Annotated in this window: 21 protein-coding genes; 20 read left to right on the forward strand and 1 reads right to left on the reverse strand. The window is 71.4% G+C overall.

Annotated features, from left to right (window positions below; all coding sequences use genetic code 11):
- Nucleotides 1-125: 125 nt before the first annotated feature.
- Nucleotides 126-722, forward strand: coding sequence for a hypothetical protein (locus ACGFX4_RS27790; protein ID WP_393079775.1), 597 nt, complete (start codon nt 126-128; stop codon nt 720-722).
- Between the two features lie 10 nt (nt 723-732).
- On the opposite strand, the gene ACGFX4_RS27795 is transcribed toward ACGFX4_RS27790, so the two are convergent.
- On the reverse strand, nt 733-1020 hold the full coding sequence (locus ACGFX4_RS27795) for a ferredoxin (protein WP_393079777.1): 288 nt from the start codon (nt 1018-1020) through the stop codon (nt 733-735).
- Nucleotides 1021-1248: 228 nt separating this feature from the next.
- Here ACGFX4_RS27795 and arc point away from each other — a divergent pair, with 228 nt between their 5' ends.
- The 19 genes from arc to ACGFX4_RS27890 all read left to right on the forward strand — a co-directional run bounded on the left by arc (nt 1249) and on the right by ACGFX4_RS27890 (nt 18509).
- Nucleotides 1249-3015: a proteasome ATPase gene (arc, locus tag ACGFX4_RS27800; protein WP_393079780.1), complete on the forward strand. Its 1767-nt coding sequence runs from the start codon at nt 1249-1251 to the stop codon at nt 3013-3015.
- Between the two features lie 92 nt (nt 3016-3107).
- Complete coding sequence (gene dop / locus ACGFX4_RS27805; RefSeq protein WP_393079783.1) at nt 3108-4619, forward strand: depupylase/deamidase Dop; 1512 nt, start codon at nt 3108-3110, stop codon at nt 4617-4619.
- A 96-nt stretch (nt 4620-4715) separates the two neighbouring features.
- Nucleotides 4716-4934 (forward strand): ubiquitin-like protein Pup, encoded by a 219-nt coding sequence (locus ACGFX4_RS27810; protein ID WP_393079786.1) that lies wholly within the window; start codon nt 4716-4718, stop codon nt 4932-4934.
- 145 nt (nt 4935-5079) lie between these two features.
- Nucleotides 5080-5922 (forward strand): proteasome subunit beta, encoded by an 843-nt coding sequence (prcB, locus tag ACGFX4_RS27815; RefSeq protein WP_393079788.1) that lies wholly within the window; start codon nt 5080-5082, stop codon nt 5920-5922.
- A 33-nt stretch (nt 5923-5955) separates the two neighbouring features.
- Nucleotides 5956-6702: a proteasome subunit alpha gene (gene prcA, locus ACGFX4_RS27820; protein WP_393079791.1), complete on the forward strand. Its 747-nt coding sequence runs from the start codon at nt 5956-5958 to the stop codon at nt 6700-6702.
- 51 nt (nt 6703-6753) lie between these two features.
- Nucleotides 6754-8115: a Pup--protein ligase gene (pafA, locus tag ACGFX4_RS27825; protein ID WP_345700086.1), complete on the forward strand. Its 1362-nt coding sequence runs from the start codon at nt 6754-6756 to the stop codon at nt 8113-8115.
- Nucleotides 8116-8172: 57 nt separating this feature from the next.
- Nucleotides 8173-9156 carry an FKBP-type peptidyl-prolyl cis-trans isomerase gene (locus ACGFX4_RS27830; protein ID WP_393079794.1) on the forward strand — a complete coding sequence of 328 codons (984 nt, stop codon included), beginning with the start codon at nt 8173-8175 and terminating at the stop codon, nt 9154-9156.
- Nucleotides 9157-9236: 80 nt separating this feature from the next.
- On the forward strand, nt 9237-10508 hold the full coding sequence (locus ACGFX4_RS27835; protein WP_393079797.1) for an FKBP-type peptidyl-prolyl cis-trans isomerase: 1272 nt from the start codon (nt 9237-9239) through the stop codon (nt 10506-10508).
- A 46-nt stretch (nt 10509-10554) separates the two neighbouring features.
- Nucleotides 10555-10926 carry an FKBP-type peptidyl-prolyl cis-trans isomerase gene (locus ACGFX4_RS27840; protein ID WP_393079800.1) on the forward strand — a complete coding sequence of 124 codons (372 nt, stop codon included), beginning with the start codon at nt 10555-10557 and terminating at the stop codon, nt 10924-10926.
- 116 nt (nt 10927-11042) lie between these two features.
- The gene (locus ACGFX4_RS27845) at nt 11043-12014 is read left to right on the forward strand and encodes a helix-turn-helix transcriptional regulator (protein ID WP_393079803.1); all 972 of its coding nucleotides are present in this window, start codon (nt 11043-11045) and stop codon (nt 12012-12014) included.
- 7 nt (nt 12015-12021) lie between these two features.
- Nucleotides 12022-12984 carry a helix-turn-helix transcriptional regulator gene (locus ACGFX4_RS27850; RefSeq protein WP_393079805.1) on the forward strand — a complete coding sequence of 321 codons (963 nt, stop codon included), beginning with the start codon at nt 12022-12024 and terminating at the stop codon, nt 12982-12984.
- Nucleotides 12981-13211, forward strand: a complete 231-nt coding sequence (locus ACGFX4_RS27855; protein ID WP_345700092.1) for a hypothetical protein — start codon at nt 12981-12983, stop codon at nt 13209-13211. The genes ACGFX4_RS27850 and ACGFX4_RS27855 overlap by 4 nt, the downstream gene beginning before the upstream one ends.
- A 13-nt stretch (nt 13212-13224) precedes the next feature.
- Nucleotides 13225-13386 (forward strand): hypothetical protein, encoded by a 162-nt coding sequence (locus ACGFX4_RS27860; protein WP_393079807.1) that lies wholly within the window; start codon nt 13225-13227, stop codon nt 13384-13386.
- A 95-nt stretch (nt 13387-13481) separates the two neighbouring features.
- Complete coding sequence (locus tag ACGFX4_RS27865; RefSeq protein WP_393079809.1) at nt 13482-13943, forward strand: DUF6325 family protein; 462 nt, start codon at nt 13482-13484, stop codon at nt 13941-13943.
- Nucleotides 13944-13975: 32 nt separating this feature from the next.
- On the forward strand, nt 13976-14284 hold the full coding sequence (locus ACGFX4_RS27870) for an SHOCT domain-containing protein (RefSeq protein WP_393079811.1): 309 nt from the start codon (nt 13976-13978) through the stop codon (nt 14282-14284).
- 14 nt (nt 14285-14298) lie between these two features.
- The gene (locus ACGFX4_RS27875) at nt 14299-15900 is read left to right on the forward strand and encodes an MFS transporter (protein ID WP_393079813.1); all 1602 of its coding nucleotides are present in this window, start codon (nt 14299-14301) and stop codon (nt 15898-15900) included.
- A gap of 66 nt (nt 15901-15966) precedes the next feature.
- A complete protein-coding gene (gene tatA, locus ACGFX4_RS27880) occupies nt 15967-16197 on the forward strand; it encodes a Sec-independent protein translocase subunit TatA (protein WP_393079816.1) in 231 nt (76 codons plus the stop codon).
- Between the two features lie 91 nt (nt 16198-16288).
- Nucleotides 16289-17185 carry a twin-arginine translocase subunit TatC gene (gene tatC / locus ACGFX4_RS27885; protein WP_393079819.1) on the forward strand — a complete coding sequence of 299 codons (897 nt, stop codon included), beginning with the start codon at nt 16289-16291 and terminating at the stop codon, nt 17183-17185.
- Nucleotides 17186-17357: 172 nt separating this feature from the next.
- Nucleotides 17358-18509, forward strand: a complete 1152-nt coding sequence (locus ACGFX4_RS27890; protein ID WP_393079822.1) for an NAD(P)/FAD-dependent oxidoreductase — start codon at nt 17358-17360, stop codon at nt 18507-18509.
- Nucleotides 18510-18513 lie beyond the last annotated feature (4 nt).

The raw sequence follows: 18513 nt of genomic DNA on the forward strand, positions 1-18513 counted from the left end.
GGGGCCACCGGGCCCCGCCCTTTCACGTTTTCCGCACATCTTCGCAGGTGGGAGGCGGTTGACGACCCGTCCGGCCGGTGTGCGAGGATGCACGCTCACAGCACGCGCTTGGGAGGGACGGCCGGGTGGAGACAGTGGTCGAGGTGGCCGAGGACGTGACGACGAGGCAGACTCCCGCCCATGCCCGCCCGGGGCTGCGGCACTGGGCACTGGTGGCCGCCGGCTGCGCGGCCGTGGTGGGCGGCGCGCTGGCCGCGACCAGTGCCACCGGGGCGGTGACCACCGCCCGTCCCGCGGCCCCCTCCGGGAAGCCCGCACCGGTCGCCGCGCCCGACCCGGCGAAGGCCGAACTTCCGCTGGACTGCGGACCGTTCCCGGTCGCGGTGAGCCTCAAGGCCGGCGCCGACCTGGGCAAGGGCCCGATCACCGTGGTCGCCGCGCACTGCCAGGCCGACCTGGGCACCCCGCCGGACGCGGTCTACCTGCTGGTGAACGGCCCCGGGAAGCCTCAGGTCGCGGCCACCCTGGTCGAGGACACCGAGAACCTGACCGTCACCCAGCTGGCGATACGCAGCGACGGCACCGTCCGCGCCCGGGCCAAGGGCTACTCCTCGGACGACGTGCCGCGTTTCGCCCCCGACCTGGACCTGCAGCTCAACTGGGCGGAGAAGGACGGCCAGTGGGTGCGCTCCACCGCGAAGGCCGCCGTCGGTCAGGTCTGACGCCCGCTCGCTACTCGGCGTCGGGGCCGTACACCTCGACGCCGTCCGCGACCCGGCGCACGTGGATGCAGTCGCCCGGGCACTCCTTGGCGGAGTCCACCACGTCCTGAAGCAGCGTCAACGGCACCGGCGCGGTCTCGCCCGGCTGCTGGCGCAGCTCGTCGTCCTCGCCCTTCACGTACGCCAGGCCGTCGATGTCCAGCTCGAAGACGTCCGGCGCGTACTGCGCGCAGATGCCGTCGCCGGTGCACAGGTCCTGGTCGATCCACACCTCGAGCGCCTCGCCCGTCCCCGCCATTGCCCCTGCCGTTCTGCTCACCGATGCCCCGGTTTCGGGGACATTCCTGTCACGATACATCCGGCCTGCATTGAACCTCCGGGCGGTGGGCATCTCCAGTACCAGAGGGGAAGCACTCAAGGGCGAAGATCGGACACGCCTGATCCATCTTTCTGATCTAGGGGTTTACACGACCCTGGTCCCAGGTAGGTTTGGGTCGTCCAGCTCCCCCAGGAGGAGGTGAGGACCGTGGCAGCCCACGATGACGACTACAACCGCAGCCCCGGCAGGCCGGCTCGTGGTTCCGACGAGGCCGCGCAGGTCTCGTACCTCGAGCAGGAGATCGCCGTGCTGCGGCGCAAGCTCGCGGAATCGCCCCGCAGCTCGAGGGTTCTCGAGGAGCGGATCGTCGAGCTCCAGACCAACCTGGCCGGTGTCACCGCCCAGAACGAGAGGCTCGCCGCCACCCTGCGCGAGGCCCGCGACCAGATCGTGGCCCTCAAGGAGGAGGTGGACCGGCTCGCCCAGCCGCCCGCCGGGTTCGGCACCTTCCTCACCGCCAACGAGGACGGCACCGCCGACATCTTCACCGGCGGCCGCAAGCTCCGTGTCAACGTCAGCCCGAGCGTCGAGCTCGACGACCTGCGCCGAGGCCAGGAAGTCATGCTCAACGAGGCGCTGAACGTGGTCGAGGCGATGGAGTTCGAGTCCATCGGCGACATCGTCACCCTCAAGGAGGTCCTCGAGGACGGCGAGCGCGCGCTGGTGACCGGGCACACCGACGAGGAGCGGGTGGTCCGGCTCGCCGAGCCGCTGCGCGCCCTCACCCTGCGCCCCGGCGACGCACTGCTGCTGGAGCCGCGGTCCGGCTACGTGTACGAGGTGGTCCCGAAGTCCGAGGTCGAGGAGCTGGTCCTCGAGGAGGTCCCGGACATCGACTACCGGCAGATCGGCGGCCTCGGCACCCAGATCGAGCAGATCCGGGACGCGGTCGAGCTGCCGTACCTGCACGCCGACCTCTTCAAGGAGTACGAGCTGCGCCCGCCCAAGGGCGTGCTGCTCTACGGCCCGCCCGGCTGCGGCAAGACGCTGATCGCCAAGGCGGTCGCGAACTCGCTGGCCAAGAAGGTCGCCGAGGTCACCGGCCGCCCGCAGGGCAAGAGCTACTTCCTCAACATCAAGGGCCCCGAGCTGCTCAACAAGTACGTGGGCGAGACCGAGCGGCAGATCCGCCTGGTCTTCCAGCGGGCCCGGGAGAAGGCGAGCGAGGGCACGCCCGTCATCGTCTTCTTCGACGAGATGGAGTCGCTGTTCCGCACCCGCGGCTCGGGTGTCAGCTCGGACGTGGAGAACACCATCGTCCCGCAGCTGCTGGCCGAGATCGACGGTGTGGAGGGCCTGGAGAACGTCATCGTCATCGGCGCCTCCAACCGCGAGGACATGATCGACCCGGCGATCCTGCGGCCCGGCCGCCTGGACGTCAAGATCAAGATCGAGCGGCCGGACGCCGAGGCGGCCAAGGACATCTTCTCCAAGTACCTGAAGGGCTCGCTGCCGTTCCACGCGGACGACCTGAAGGAGCACGACGGGTCGGTGCCGGGCACCGTCGCCGCGATGATCCAGTCGGTGGTCGAGCGGATGTACTCGGAGACCGAGGACAACCGCTTCCTGGAGGTCACCTACGCCAACGGTGACAAGGAAGTCCTGTACTTCAAGGACTTCAACTCCGGCGCGATGATCCAGAACATCGTGGACCGGGCGAAGAAGATGGCCATCAAGGACTTCCTCGACCACGGCCAGCGCGGCCTGCGCGTCTCCCACCTGCTCGCCGCCTGCGTCGACGAGTTCAAGGAGAACGAGGACCTCCCCAACACCACCAACCCGGACGACTGGGCCCGGATCTCCGGCAAGAAGGGCGAGCGGATCGTCTTCATCCGCACGCTGGTCACCGGGAAGCAGGGCGCCGAGTCCGGCCGCTCCATCGACACCGTCGCCAACACCGGACAGTACCTGTAGTTGCGACGCCGACCTCCGTGCGGGGGGGGGGCCCCCCCCCCCCCCCCCACGGCGCGTCTCAAGGTTCCGTCCACACGGGCAAGGAGGGCCGCATGACCGTACGGCGCGTGATGGGGATCGAGACCGAGTACGGCATCTCCGTACCGGGCCACCCGAACGCCAACGCCATGCTCACCTCGTCCCAGATCGTCAACGCCTACGCGGCGGCGATGCACCGGGCCCGCCGGGCCCGCTGGGACTTCGAGGAGGAGAATCCGCTGCGCGACGCCCGGGGCTTCGACCTGGCCCGCGAGGTGGCGGACGCCAGCCAGCTCACCGACGAGGACATCGGCCTGGCCAATGTCATCCTCACCAACGGGGCCCGGTTCTACGTGGACCACGCCCACCCCGAGTACAGCTCGCCCGAGGTCACCAACCCGCGCGACGCCGTGCTCTGGGACAAGGCCGGCGAGCGGATCATGGCCGAGGCGGCGCAGCGCGCCCTGGAACTGCCCAACGGCCAGCGGATCCACCTCTACAAGAACAACACCGACAACAAGGGCGCCTCGTACGGCACCCACGAGAACTACCTGATGAAGCGGGCGACGCCGTTCGCCGACATCGTCCGCCACCTCACGCCGTTCTTCGTCTGCCGCCAGGTGGTCACCGGCGCCGGCCGGGTCGGCATCGGCCAGGAGGGCGGCGCGGACGGCTTCCAGCTGAGCCAGCGGGCGGACTACTTCGAGGTCGAGGTCGGCCTGGAGACCACCCTCAAGCGACCGATCATCAACACCCGCGACGAGCCGCATGCCGACGCCGAGAAGTACCGCCGGCTGCACGTGATCATCGGGGACGCCAACCTCTCCGAGATCTCCACCTACCTCAAGCTCGGCACCACCTCGCTGGTGCTGGCGATGATCGAGGACGGCTTCATCGCCGTCGACCTGGCCGTCGACCAGCCGGTGCGCACCCTGCACCGGGTCTCCCACGACCACGCGCTGACCCAGCTGATCCAGCTGCGCAGCGGCCGCAAGCTGACCGCGGTGCAGCTCCAGATGGAGTACTGCGAGCTGGCCCGCAAGTACGTGGAGGACCGCTACGGCGACGACGCCGACGAGCAGACCGTCGACGTGCTGGCCCGCTGGGAGGACGTGCTGGGCCGCCTGGAGCGCGACCCGATGAGCCTGTCCCGGGAGCTGGACTGGGTGGCCAAGAAGGAGATCCTGGAGGGCTACCGCCAGCGCGACGGGCTGGACTGGGACAGCCCCCGGCTGCAGCTGGTCGACCTGCAGTACAGCGACGTGCGCCCCGACAAGGGGCTGTACAACCGTCTGGTGGCGCGCGGCCGGTTCGAGCGGCTGCTGACCGAGGACGAGGTCGACCGGGCCGTGGGCAAGCCTCCGGAGGACACCCGGGCGTACTTCCGCGGCCGCTGCCTGGAGCAGTACGCGGACCATGTCGCGGCGGCCTCCTGGGACTCCGTGATCTTCGACCTGCCCGGCCGGGACAGCCTCCAGCGCGTTCCCACGATGGAGCCGCTGCGCGGCACCAAGGAGCACGTAAAGGAGTTGCTGGACCGGTGCCGCACGGCCGAGGATCTGGTCCGGGTGCTGTCCGGAGGGTAACTTTTCGATCACCTGGGGTGAACGTTCCCGAAATGGGAATCATCCGGGTGAGCGCGGAACGTTGAACGAGAACACCGATTGAGCGGGGTGAGGGAAATGGCTGGTAAGGACACCGGCGGTGGCCAGCAGCGGGCCAACCGCTCTTCCGAGGAGGTCGAGGAGCAGGCTGCGGAGACGCAGGCCTCCGACGAACTCAAGGAGCGCCAGGAAAAGCTCAACGACGACGTGGACGCCGTCCTGGACGAAATCGACGAGGTCCTGGAATCCAATGCGGAGGATTTCGTCCGCGGATTCGTGCAGAAGGGCGGCGAGTAGGAGGGGGGAGAATCCCCCTTCCGGCCGGGCCGCGGGCGTGCTCGTCGCGCCCGCGGCACGATCTTCTCTCCACCGCGTTGGTCGCGCCCGCGAACCGGGTAGGGTCCGGGTCATCAGTAGTGATCTTCAACCTGGAAGGACACGTGTGGAAGCCAACCTCACCGGCACCGGGCGTCTGCCGGCTGCCTTCCTGACCCCCGGGTCCTCGTCGTTCCTCGACTTCCTCTCCGCCCACCAGCCGGAGCTGCTGCCCGGCCGCCGCACCCTCCCCGAGGGCATGACGGTGGAGGCGCCGCACGGCACCACCATCGTCTCCGCGGTGTTCGACGGCGGCGTGGTGATCGCCGGTGACCGCCGGGCCACCATGGGCAACGTGATCGCCCAGCGCGACATCGAGAAGGTCTTCCCGGCCGACGAGTACAGCGCGGTCGGCATCGCCGGCACCGCTGGCCTCGCGGTCGAGATGGTCCGCCTGTTCCAGCTGGAGCTGGAGCACTACGAGAAGATCGAGGGCACCGTGCTCTCGCTGGAGGGCAAGGCCAACCGACTCACCACGATGATCCGCTCCAACCTGGCGATGGCCATGCAGGGCCTCGCCGTGGTGCCGATCTTCGCGGGGTACGACCTGGACCTCGGCCGGGGCCGGATCTTCACCTACGACGTCACCGGCGGCCGCTCCGAGGAGCGCGGCTTCGCCGCCACCGGCTCCGGCTCGGTCTTCGCCCGCGGTTCGATGAAGAAGCTGTACCGCGACGACCTGTCCGCGCAGCAGGCCGCCACCCTGGCCGTCCAGGCCCTCTACGACGCGGCCGACGACGACTCCGCCACCGGCGGGCCGGACCTCGCCCGCAAGATCTTCCCGATCGTCTCGGTGATCACCGAGGACGGCTTCGAGCGCCTCTCCGAGGACCGGGTCTCGGAGATCGCCGTCTCCATCACCGACCAGCGCCGCGAGCACCCCAACGGCCCGCAGGCCCCGCTCCTCTAGTCCGCCACTACCGAAGAGAAGGGACGAACCCCGGTGTCGACACCGTTCTACGTCTCGCCCCAGCAGGCCATGGCGGACCGCGCGGAGTACGCCCGCAAGGGCATCGCCCGCGGCCGCAGCGTGGTCGTGCTCACCTACGCCGACGGCATCGTGTTCGTCGCGGAGAACACCTCGCGGGCCCTGCACAAGGTCTCCGAGATCTACGACAAGATCGCCTTCGCGGCGGTCGGCCGCTACAACGAGTTCGAGAACCTGCGCATCGGCGGCGTCCGCTACGCCGACCTGCGCGGCTACTCCTACGACCGGGCCGACGTCACCGCCCGGGGCCTGGCCAACGTGTACGCGCAGACCCTCGGCACCATCTTCTCCTCGGTCGGCGAGAAGCCGTACGAGGTGGAGCTGGTCGTCGCCGAGGTCGGCCGCACCGGCGAGGACGACCAGATCTACCGGCTCACCCCGGACGGCTCGGTCGTCGACGAGAAGAACTACGTCGCGATCGGCGGCAGCTCCGACTCGATCGGCAGCTACCTCGGGCAGCGCCACCGGGGCGGCCTCGGCCTCGCCGAGGCGCTGCGGATCGCGGTGGACGGCCTCGCCCGGGACCCGAACGGCGGCGCCGCCCGGACCCTCACGCCGAACCAGCTGGAGGTGGCGGTGCTCGACCGCCAGCGCTTCCAGCAGCGGAAGTTCAAGCGCATCCTGGGCAGCCAGCTGGAGCGGCTGCTCAGCGGGGACGAGACGGCGGCCACCGAGGACCAGGCGGCCGACGACTCCGAGTAACACCGTGCAGCAGCACGTGCAGTACCTCGACGAGCAGGGAAGAGGTGCCATATGGATCGCCGAATTTTCGGCCTGGAGAACGAGTACGGCGTCACGTGCACGTTCCGGGGGCAGCGCCGGCTGTCCCCGGACGAGGTGGCCCGGTACCTCTTCCGCCGCGTGGTCTCCTGGGGCCGCAGCAGCAACGTCTTCCTGAAGAACGGCGCCCGCCTCTACCTGGACGTGGGCTCCCACCCCGAGTACGCCACCCCCGAGTGCGACGACGTCACCGAGCTGGTCACCCACGACAAGGCCGGCGAGCGGATCCTCGAGGGCCTGCTGGTCGACGCCGAGCGGCGGCTGCACGAGGAGGGCATCGCCGGCGACGTCTACCTGTTCAAGAACAACACCGACTCGGCCGGCAACTCCTACGGCTGCCACGAGAACTACCTGGTCGCCCGGCACGGCGAGTTCTCCCGGCTGGCCGACGTGCTGATCCCGTTCCTGGTCACCCGCCAGCTGATCTGCGGCGCCGGCAAGGTGCTGCAGACCCCGCGCGGCGCGGTCTACTGCGTCAGCCAGCGGGCCGAGCACATCTGGGAGGGCGTCAGCTCCGCCACCACCCGCTCCCGGCCGATCATCAACACCCGGGACGAGCCGCACGCCGACGCCGAGCGCTACCGGCGCCTGCACGTCATCGTCGGCGACTCCAACATGTCGGAGACCACCACCCTGCTCAAGGTCGGCGCCACCGACCTGGTGCTGCGCCTGATCGAGGCCGGCGTGGTGATGCGCGACCTCACCCTGGAGAACCCGATCCGGGCGATCCGCGAGGTCAGCCACGACCTGACCGGCACCCACCAGGTCCGCCTCGCCAACGGCCGGGAGGCCAGCGCGCTGGACATCCAGGAGGAGTACTACTCCAAGGCGCTGGAGTTCGCCGAGCGCAAGGGCATCAACACCGGCACCATCGCCCGCGTCCTCGACCTGTGGGGCCGCACCCTGGAGGCGGTCCGCACCGAGGACCTGGCCCGGGTCGGCGACGAGATCGACTGGATCATGAAGTACCGGCTGATCGAGCGGTACCGCGACAAGCACCAGATGACCATGTCCAACCCGCGGGTCGCCCAGATCGACCTCGCCTACCACGACATCCACCGCCGCCGCGGCCTGTTCTACCTGCTCCAGAACAAGGGCCAGGCCCAGCGGGTCTCCACCGACCTGAAGACCTTCCAGGCCAAGTCGGTGCCCCCGCAGACCACCCGGGCCCGGCTGCGCGGCGACTTCATCCGCCGGGCGCAGGAGCAGCGCCGCGACTTCACCGTCGACTGGGTGCACCTCAAGCTCAACGACCAGGCGCAGCGCACCGTGCTGTGCAAGGACCCGTTCCGCTCGGTGGACGAGCGGGTGGAGAAGCTGATCGCGGGTATGTAGCCGCGCGACGGCGGTGCCTCCGGCAAGGGGGACGACCCGGGCCATACGCTGACGACCATGCGTCGAATCGCCGGCCTGCTGGTCGTCCCCCTTGCCGTGCTGCTTGCCGCGTGCAGCAGCGGATCCAGTGGCTCCTCCGGGGCCAGCCCGTCGGGCACGCCGACCGCCGCCGAGGTGCCGAGCCCGGTGGCCTCGGCCTCGCCGATGCCGACGGTCACCGGGAACTTCGGGACCAAGGCGACGATCAACCTGCCCGAGGGGCAGCCCAGCGGCCAGTTCGTGGTCAGCACGGTCAGCGAGGGCGACGGCGCCACGGTCGCCAAGGGCGACTGGGTGACCGTCAACTACACCGCCAAGGACTGGACCACCGGCAAGGACCTGGCCAGCTCCTACGACTCCGGCGGCAAGCCGCAGCTGTACCAGGCCGGGAACGGCCAGCTGGTGCCCGCCTTCGACCAGAGCGTGGTCGGCAAGAAGGTCGGCAGCCGGCTGCTGGTGGTGGCCCCGCCGGCCGCCGGCTTCGGCAGCCAGGGCTCCAGCGCGCTGAACGTCGGCAAGGACGACACCGTGGTCTTCGTGCTGGACCTGATGCAGTCGGTCCCGCAGGACTCCACCCTCTCCGGCACGATGACCGAGCCGCCGCCCACCGCCCCGCAGGTGAAGGACAACGGGAAGGCCGCGCCCACCATCACGATCCCGGCCGGCCAGGCCCCGCCCACCGAGCTGCAGACGTACGTGCTGATCAAGGGCGACGGCAAGGAGGTGAAGGCCGGCCAGCAGCTGGTGGTCCAGTACACCGGCGTCACCTGGGCGGACGGCAAGCAGTTCGACTCGTCCTGGAACCACGGCGGCGCGCAGGCGCTGCAGGTCGGCACCGGAAGCCTGATCAAGGGCTGGGACCAGGGACTGGTCGGCCAGACCGTGGGCAGCCGGGTCGAGTTGGTCGTACCGCCGTCGCTCGGCTACGGGGACCAGGCCAGCGGGTCGATCCCGGCCAACTCCACCCTGGTCTTCGTGATCGACATCCTGGAAGCGGTGTAGGTCCTCTCAGACCGACCTGACATACTTGCGCACCGCCGCACCGCGTGCAGGTCCCGTCGGGCGAGATGAATTGGGGAGTCATGTCTGAGAAACCGTCGAGCCCGGGCGAGGCCGACCTCACGGGCGGCCTCCGGGCCGGGGACGGCGAGTCGATCGTCGTCCCGCAGTCCCTGGTGACGCCGCAGGCCGGCTGGGGCCAGGTCCCGCCGCAGGGCCAGGCCTCCGCCGAGCAGAAGGACGCGCCGCCGCAGGTGTTCGCGTCGACCCAGCGCCGCCAGGAGATCTCCGAGGCCGGCTACGACGAGAACCCGCCCGGGGTGGGCCGTCTGGGTGTGATTCTCGGCACCGTGCTGGCCGTGCTGCTGGTCGGTTCCGGCATCACGCTGTACATGGTCAACAAGGACGACGGGAAGCCCGCCGCCAAGCCGGCCGCCGCGCCGAGCTCGCAGGCCCCCACCGAGGAGGCCGTCCCGCCGATCAAGGACAACGCCAAGGTGCTGCCCACGGTCACCGGCGACTTCGGGACCAAGGCGACCATCACCGTGCCCAAGGAGGCCGCCGGCGGCGACTTCGTGGTCAAGGAGCTGAGCGCGGGCAGCGGCACCAAGGTCGAGAAGGGCACCTGGGTCACCGCCGACTTCACGGCGCTGAACTGGAACACCGGCAAGGAGATCGAGGGCTCGTACGGCGACGGCGGCAAGCCGCAGCTGTTCCAGGCCGACTCCGGCAAGCTGATCGCCGCCCTCGACAAGGTGGTGACCGGCCACAAGGCGGGCAGCCGCCTGCTGGTGGTGGCCCCGCCGGCCGCCGCCTTCGGCCCGCAGGGCAGCCAGGAGATGGGCGTCGGCCCGAAGGACACCCTGGTGTTCGTCCTGGACGTCCGCAACGCCAACGCGCCCGGCGCGGTGCTCAGCGGTGACATGACGGCCCCGCCGGCCGACATGCCGAAGGTCAAGGACAACGGCAACAAGCCGGCCGACATCACCCCGGTCCCCGGCACCCCCGCGGTGACCGAGCTCAAGTCCCACGTGCTGATCCAGGGCAAGGGCCGCAAGATCGGCTCGGGCGAGAAGGTGCTGGTGCAGTACACCGGCGCGCTCTACGCCGACGGCAAGAAGTTCGACTCCTCGCTCGACCGCGGCCAGGCGTTCAGCTTCGTCACCGGTGGCGGCGGCGTCATCGAGGGTTGGGACAAGGGCGTCACCGGGCAGACCGTGGGCAGCCGGATCGAGCTGGTCATCCCCGCCGCGCTGGCCTACAAGGACCAGGCGACCGGTGGCATCCCGGCCAACTCGACCCTGGTGTTCGTGATCGACATCCTGGATGCGGGCGTCGGCGCCGCCGACCAATAGGATCGGTTCCGTCACGTTTGCATCACCGAACGAGAAGAGTTTCATCGTGAGCCTTACCAAGCCGGAGATCGACTTCCCGGGCGGCGACGCCCCGGCGGAGCTTCAGATCCGTGACATCGTGGTCGGCGACGGTGCCGAGGCCAAGGCCGGTGCCGTGGTCGAGGTCCACTACGTGGGTGTCACCTTCGCGTCCGGGGAGGAGTTCGACGCCTCCTGGAACCGCGGCCAGACCTTCCGCTTCCCGCTGGGCGGCGGCCGGGTCATCAAGGGCTGGGACCAGGGCGTCGAGGGCATGCGCGTCGGCGGTCGGCGCGAGCTGATCATTCCGCCGCACCTGGCCTACGGCAACCAGTCGCCGAGCCCGCTCATCCCGGCCGGCTCCACGCTGATCTTCGTCGTGGACCTGCTGGGCGTCTGAGCCTGCCTCCGTCCGAGCCCCCCGGTGCCCCTCGGCCCCGGGGGGCTCGGCTTTTACTCCGAGTGCCGGTACCGGTACGGTCGGCGGGTCACCAAGATTCCCAGGAAGGGACCGCGATGGCGATCGGCAAGGCCGAGCGGCTGATGAACCTCGCCCTGTGCCTGATGAACACCCGTCGGCCGCTCTCCAAGAAGGAGCTGCGCGAGTCGATCGAGGCGTACCGCGAGGCCTGGCAGCAGGGCAGCGAGGACGCCTTCAACCGGATGTTCGAACGGGACAAGGACGACCTGCGCGAACTCGGCCTGGTCATCGACGTCGACGAGAACGCGCTGGACGGCGAGATCGGCTACCTGGCCCGCCGCGACCGCAACCGGCTGCCCGAGATCGCGCTGGACGCCGAGGAGGCCGCCGCGCTCACGCTGGCCGCCCGGGTCTGGCAGCAGGCCAAGATGTCCGGCGCCGCCAGCGGCGCCCTGCAGAAGCTGCGCGCCGCCGGCGTCCCGTTCACCGAGGAGCAGGGCCACACCGCCCTGGAGCCGCGCATCCCGGCCCGCGAGGCCGCCTTCGAGCCGCTGCTCACCGCCGCCCGCGAGCGCCGCCCGGTCACCTTCGACTACCGCAAGGCCGGCGCCGCCACCCCGGAGCTGCGCTCCGTCGAGCCCTGGGCGCTGGAGTGCTGGCGCGGCCACTGGTACCTGGCCGGCTGGGACCGCGACCGGGCCGACGCCCGGGTCTTCCGGCTCTCCCGGATCACCGGCAAGGTCCGCTCCCGGGCCGGCACCTTCACCGGCACCGTCCCCGAGCACGTGGACGTCCGCGCCTACGTCGCCCGCTTCGCCGGCGAGGGCGCGACCGGCACCGCGACCGTCCGGCTGCGCCGCGGCGCCGCCTTCCCGCTCTCCACCCGCGCGCTGAGCTCGACCCCCGTCGACGAGCAGTGGGACGAGCTGGAGATCCCGTACGGCAACGGCCTGGGCGCCGACCTGGCCGAGTTCGGACCCGACGTGATCGTGATCGGCCCCGACGACCTGCGGGCCGACGTGATCGACCGGCTGCGCGCCGTCGCCGGCGTTTCCCAGGGGGAGTGACCCACCGATGAGCAATGCGATCGACCAGACCCGGCGGATGCTCTCGCTGGTCACCTACCTGCGCGAGCGGCCCGGCGCCGAGGTGGCCGAGGTGGCCCGCGCCTTCGGCATCACCGAGCGCGAGCTGATCGGCGACCTCAACGTGCTGCCGATGTGCGGCACCAGCTTCCGCGGCGGCGACCTGCTCGACATCGACACCGACGGCGAGCGGATCTGGTGGCACAACGTCGACGACGTGGCCCAGCCGCTGCGCCTCGCCGCCGACGAGGCCACCGCCCTGCTGGTGGCGGCCCGCGCCGTGGCCGGCCTGCCCGGCCTGCGCGAGCGCGACCGGCAGGCGCTCACCCGCGCCGTCGCCAAGATCGAGGACGCCGCGGGGGAGAGCGCCGAGTCCTCCGCCCGGGTCGGCGTCACCTTCGAGGCCGAGGGCCAGGTCTTCGCCGACATCGACCGCGCGCTCAGCGAGGGTCGGCTGATCTGGCTGCGCTACTGGTCGCACGGGCGCGGCGGCATGACCGAGCGCCTGGTCGACCCGATCCGGCTGGTCACCGAGGGCCACACCTACCTCGAGGGCTGGTGCCGCACCTCCGAGGACCGGCGGACCTTCCGGCTCGACCGGGTCGCCGAGATCAAGGTGCTCGACGAGCCCGCCAACCCGCCGCGGCTGCAGCCCCGCGACCTGTCCGCCGGCCTGGTCAACCCGTCCGCCGACGACCCCGAGGTGGTCGTCGAGGTCGGCCCCGGCGGCCGCTGGGTCGCCGAGTACTACACCCACGACAAGGCCGAGGAGCTGCCCGACGGCGGCCTGCGGATCACCCTGCGCAGCGCCGACCCCTCGGGGCTGCGGCCGCTCGCCCTGCGGCTCGGCCGCGACGGCCGGATCGTCTCCCCGGCGCTGCTCGCCGAGCAGGCCCGCGCCGCCGCGCGCGCCGCGCTGGAGCACTACCGGGACGGGGCCGCGACCGCGTGACGGAGGGCCTCAGATTCCAGGTGTACTGCTCGCAGTGCCGGGTCAAGGTGGAGCTCCCGGTGGAGGCGTTCCGGCTGGCGCTCGGCGCCACCAAGGAGCGCACCTTCTACAGCTTCACCTGCCCGGAGTGCGGGGCGGCCGTGCGCAAGCCGGCCGGGGAGAAGATCGTGACGGCGCTGACCGACGCGGGCGTGCGCACCATGCGGCTGCTGCCGGTGGACGGATAGGGTCGGGCCCACCATGACCTGGATCCTGACCGCCGCCGTCCTGCTCACCACTGCCGGCCTGCTGGTGCTGGGCGTCCTCGCCTGCCGCCTGTGGCTGGACGTCCGCACGCTCGCCCGCGAGGTCGACACCGCCTCCCGCACCCTCGCGGCGGCCAGCCGTGACCTGATGGGCTAACGGCCCCTCCCCCCGGTGGCCGCACCGGGCCCGCCCGCCCAGGCTGGTGTCGTGCCCCGTGCCGCCCCGGCCGGGGCGGACCCCTGGGAGCCGTCGTGAGCAGTGCAGCGAACGAGCCCGGCGAGACGGACGAGCCGGGCCCCATCGACTACGTGATCGTGGAATTCCCCGGCAGCAGGCTGACCGGTGAGGGCATGCCGATCCTGGTCGACCTGGTCGAGCGCGGCATCATTCGCATCCTCGACCTGTCCTTCGTCCACAAGGAGGAGGACGGCTCGCTGAGCGGCATGGAGCTGGCCGACATCGACGGCGACGGCAAGCTCGACCTGACCCTCTTCGAGGGCGCGGCCTCCGGTCTGCTGGACCAGGAGGACGTGTCGAACGCGGGCGGCCTGCTCAACCCCGGCGACTCGGCCGCCATCCTGGTCTACGAGAACCTCTGGGCGGCCCCGTTCGCCGCCGCGATGCGCCGCGCCGGCGCCCGTCTGATCGCCAGTGGCCGGATCCCGGTCCAGGACGTCGTCGACGCCCTGGACGCCCTGGAGACCGAGGCCTGAGCCACCGCACCCCGACCGAGGAAGGATTCGTCATGGGACTGCTTCGAGGAGTCGCCCGTACCGCCGTCGTCGCGGGTACGGCGACCGCCGTCTCCAACCGCGTCTCGCGCCGCCAGGCCGGCCGCTGGGCCGACCAGGAGGCCGCCCAGCAGCAGCAGTACGCGCAGCAGCAACAGCAGTACGCGCCGCCCCCGCCGCCGCCCCCCGCGGCGCCGCCGGCCCAGGCCGCCACGATGGACCAGAAGCTCGACCAGCTGAAGGACCTGGCCGCCCTGAAGGACCAGGGCGTGCTCTCCGAGGAGGAGTTCGCGGCCCAGAAGGCCCGCATCCTGGCCGGCTGAGAGCGAGCGAACCCGTGAACCGGTGGAAGGCGCTGGCCGTTCTCGGCCTGGCCCAGTTCCTGATGGTGCTGGACGCCTCGGTGATGAACGTGTCGATCAGCCAGCTGGTCGAGGACTTCGACACGGAGGTCACCGCCATCCAGGCCGTCATCACCCTGTACACCCTGGTGATGGCGGCCTTCATGCTGACCGGCGGCCGGCTCGGCGACATGTTCGGCCGCCGCCGGGTCTTCCTCGGCGGGCTGATGGTCTACGCGGTCGGCTCCGGGCTGACCGCGGTGGCGCCGACGGTCGGGGTGCTGGCCCTCGGCTGGTCGGTGATCGAGGGACTCGGCGCGGCCCTGGTGCTGCCCGCGCTGGCCGCCCTGGTCGCGGGGGCGTACCAGGGCAAGGACCGGGCGGTGGCGTACGGCGTGATCGGCGGGCTGGCCGGCGCGGGCATCGCGGTCGGTCCGCTGCTCGGCGGCTGGGTCACCACCTACCTCACCTGGCGGCTGGTGTTCGCCGGCGAGGTGGTGCTGGTGGTGCTGATCCTGGTGCTGAACAAGTGGATCCCGGCCGAGGAGCGGCCCGCCGAGCGCGGACGGCTGGACGTGCCGGGCGTGGTGCTCTCCGCGGCCGGGCTGGCGCTGGTGGTGCTGGCGGTGCTGCAGAGCGGCACCTGGGGCTGGGTGCAGCCGCGCAACCCGCCCTTCACCGTGCTGGGATTCGCACCGACGCTGTTCGTGATCGGGGTCGGCGGGGCGCTGCTGTACGCCTTCGTCCACAACGAGCGGCGCGAGGAGCGCCTGGGGCGGACCCCGCTGGTGCACGTGCGGCTGTTCCGGATCGGGGTGCTGCGCTCGGGCCTGATGACGCTGTTCAACCAGAACACCATCCTGCTCGGCCTGTTCTTCGTGATCCCGCTCTACCTCCAGGTGGTGCAGGGCCTGGATGCCTTCGAGACCGGGCTGAAGCTGCTGCCGGTGTCGATCGCGATGCTGGTGGCCTCGATGTCGGGCTCGCTGCTGCTGCGGGTGGCCTCGCCGCGGCGGATCGTCCGGGTCGGGCTGCTGGTCCTGCTGGCGGCGACGCTGTGGCTGATCACCACGATCGGCCCGGAGCTGAACGGCGCCTCCTTCGCCGGCTCGATGGCGCTGCTCGGGCTGGGCCTCGGGATGCTCGCCTCGCAGCTGGGCAACGTGGTGCAGTCCGGTGTCGAGGAGCAGGACCGCAGCGAGGCCGGCGGCCTGCAGTACACCGCGCAGAACCTGGGCTCCTCGGTGGGCACCGCGCTGATCGGCGCGCTGCTGATCGGGGCGCTGGCCACGTCGGTGACCGAGCTGGTCGGCGCCGACCCGCGGATCTCCGCGGCGGTCTCCGCGCAGGCCACGACCCGGGTGGAGGCCGGGATCTCCTTCGTCCCGTCCGACCAGGTGGCCGCGGCGCTGGCCGCGCAGCCCGGGCTGCCGCCGGCCGAGGCGGCCGCGCTGCTGGAGCACTACGAGAGCGCCCAGATCGCGGGGCTGAAGTCCGCGGTGCTGGCCTGCTCGGCCATCACGGCGGCCAGTCTGCTGTTCACCCGGCGGCTGCCGAGGGAGCGGTCGGGAAATCGGAAGGACCTGGGTTCCCGGTAGGCCACCCCCAGCGGCTACCATCGCCGGAAGCGGGGGAGTGGTCCCTCCGCAGGGAGGTGGTCCGCCGTGAGGATCTCGCCGACGGCGATCGTTCTGGTCGTGCTCTTCGCCGTGCTGCTCTTCGGCGGCAAGCGCCTGCCCGACGCCGCGCGGGCGCTGGGCCGCTCGCTGCGCATCCTGAAGAGCGAGACCAAGGCCCTGCGCTCGGAGTTCGTCGACGCCTCGAAGCCCGAGGCGGAACCGGACCGGGTGGTCAAGGCGGCGCCCGGCGCGGCCCGTACCGACCGCGCCGCCTGAGCCCGTACCGCCGCTCCGCTGAAGCCGCCGCACGATTCGAGGACCCGGGTTGACCAAGTCGTCCAAGTCAGACAAGGACCCTGAGGGTCGGATGGCCCTCGCCGACCACCTGCGCGAGCTCCGCAACCGCGTGGTGAAGTCGGTGCTCGCCATCCTGGTGTTCACGATCGTCGCGGCCTACTTCAACAAGCACCTGATCAACTTCCTGACCGACCCGCTGCCGCGCTGCCTCCCCGACGGCAGCAAGCCGGCCGGGCTGGAGAGCTGCGTCAAGGTCGCGAACATCGGCCTGCTGGCGCCGTTCACCGTCGTCCTCAAGGTCAGCCTCACGGCCGGCCTGGTGGCGGCGACCCCGGTCTGGCTGTACCAGCTCTGGCGCTTTGTCGCGCCGGGCCTGCACAAGCACGAGCGCCGCTACTCGCTGAGCTTCCTGGGCTTCGGCACGCCGCTGTTCCTGGCCGGCGCGGCCTTCGCCTACCTGGTCATGCCGACCACCGCGGCGGTGCTGGCCGGTATGGCGGGCGACGACGTCGAGGCGATCGTGCCGGTGGAGACCTACCTCGACCTGGTCACCCGGATGGTGCTGGTCTTCGGCCTGGGCTTCGAGCTGCCGCTGTTCCTGGTGATGCTGAACTTCGTCGGCGTGCTCACCGGCAAGCGGCTGCTGGGCTGGTGGCGCGGCATGGTGATGGGCATCACCGTGTTCGCCGCGTTCGCGACGCCGAGTGCCGACCCGCTGTCGATGCTGGCGCTGGCCGCGCCGATCTGGGCGCTGTACTTCGTCGCCGTGGGCATCTCGCTGATGAACGACAGGCGCAGGGCGGCCCGCAACCCCGACGCCGGCCTGGACGACGACGAGGCGTCCCACGTGGACCTGTCGGTGGACGGTGTGGAGGGCGCGGAGGAGATCGAGGCCTCCGCGACCCCGGAGGTGCCCGCCCCGGTGCCGGCCGCGCGCCGCGAGCACATCGACGACGACATCACCTGATCCCGCCGACGCCCGACCCGGGCCCCGTACCGCCGACCACCCCGGCGGTGCGGGGCCCTCGGCGTTCCCGCCCCGGTGTTCCCGCCCCGGACGTTCCCCGGGCGTCTGACCTGGGAAGGCTCGCGGTGGGGCGGGGTTGGCAGAGCATTGAGCCATGTGACATATTACTGAGGTGCTCAAGCGATCCCCCCACGACGTCGTGGTGATCGGCGCCGGTGTCGTCGGCGCCGCCTGCGCGTACTACGCCACCCTGGCCGGCCTGCGGGTCGCCGTGGTCGACCGCGGCCCGGTGGCCGGCGGCACCACCGGCGCGGGCGAGGGCAACCTGCTGGTCTCCGACAAGGAACCCGGCCCCGAACTCGACCTCGCGCTGCACTCCACCCGGCTGTGGCGCGAACTCGCCGACACCCTCGGCGAGGCGGTCGAGTACGAGCCCAAGGGCGGCCTGGTGGTCGCCTCCGGCGAGGCCGGGCAGGACGCCCTGCGCGCCTTCGCCGCCGAGCAGCGCACCGTCGGCGTCGACGCCGAGGAGATCCCCGGCGACCGGCTGCGCGAGCTGGAGCCGCACCTCGCCGAGGGCCTGGCCGGCGGCTTCCTCTACCCGCAGGACGCCCAGGTGCAGCCCGCCCTGGCCGCCGCCCACCTGCTGCGCGCCTCCGGCGCCGACCGCTTCCTCGGCGAGGCCGTCACCGGCCTGCTGCGCGGCCCCGGCGGCGCCGTCACCGGCGTGCGCACCGCCCGCCGCGAGCTGCCCGCCGCCGCCGTGATCAACGCGGCCGGCACCTGGGGCGGCGAACTCGCCGCCCTCGCCGGGGTCGAGCTGCCGGTGATGCCCCGGCGCGGCTTCGTCCTGGTCACCGAGCCGCTGCCGCGGATCGTCCGCCGCAAGGTGTACGCCGCCGACTACGTCGCCGACGTCGCCAGCGGCTCCGCCGACCTGCAGAGCTCCGCCGTGGTCGAGGGCACGCCCGCCGGGCCGGTACTGATCGGCGCCAGCCGCGAGCGGGTCGGCTTCGACCGGACGCTCTCCACCGAGGTGCTGCGCCGGCTCGCCGCCCAGGCCGCCGCGCTCTTCCCGGTGCTGCGCACCGTCTCGGTGCAGCGCGCCTACCGCGGCTTCCGCCCGTACCTGCCGGACCACCTGCCCGCCATCGGCGCCGACCCCCGGGTCGACGGGCTGTACCACGCGTGCGGCCACGAGGGCGCCGGCATCGGCCTCGCCCCCGCCACCGGACTGCTGATCGCCGAACAGCTCACCGGCAAGGAGCCCGGCCTCGACCTCACGCCCTTCCGGGCCGACCGCTTCAGCAAGGGAACGGAGTGACCGC

This window comes from Kitasatospora sp. NPDC048365, from assembly GCF_043200835.1.
In the GTDB taxonomy this organism is placed as follows: Bacteria; Actinomycetota; Actinomycetes; order Streptomycetales; family Streptomycetaceae; genus Kitasatospora; species Kitasatospora terrestris.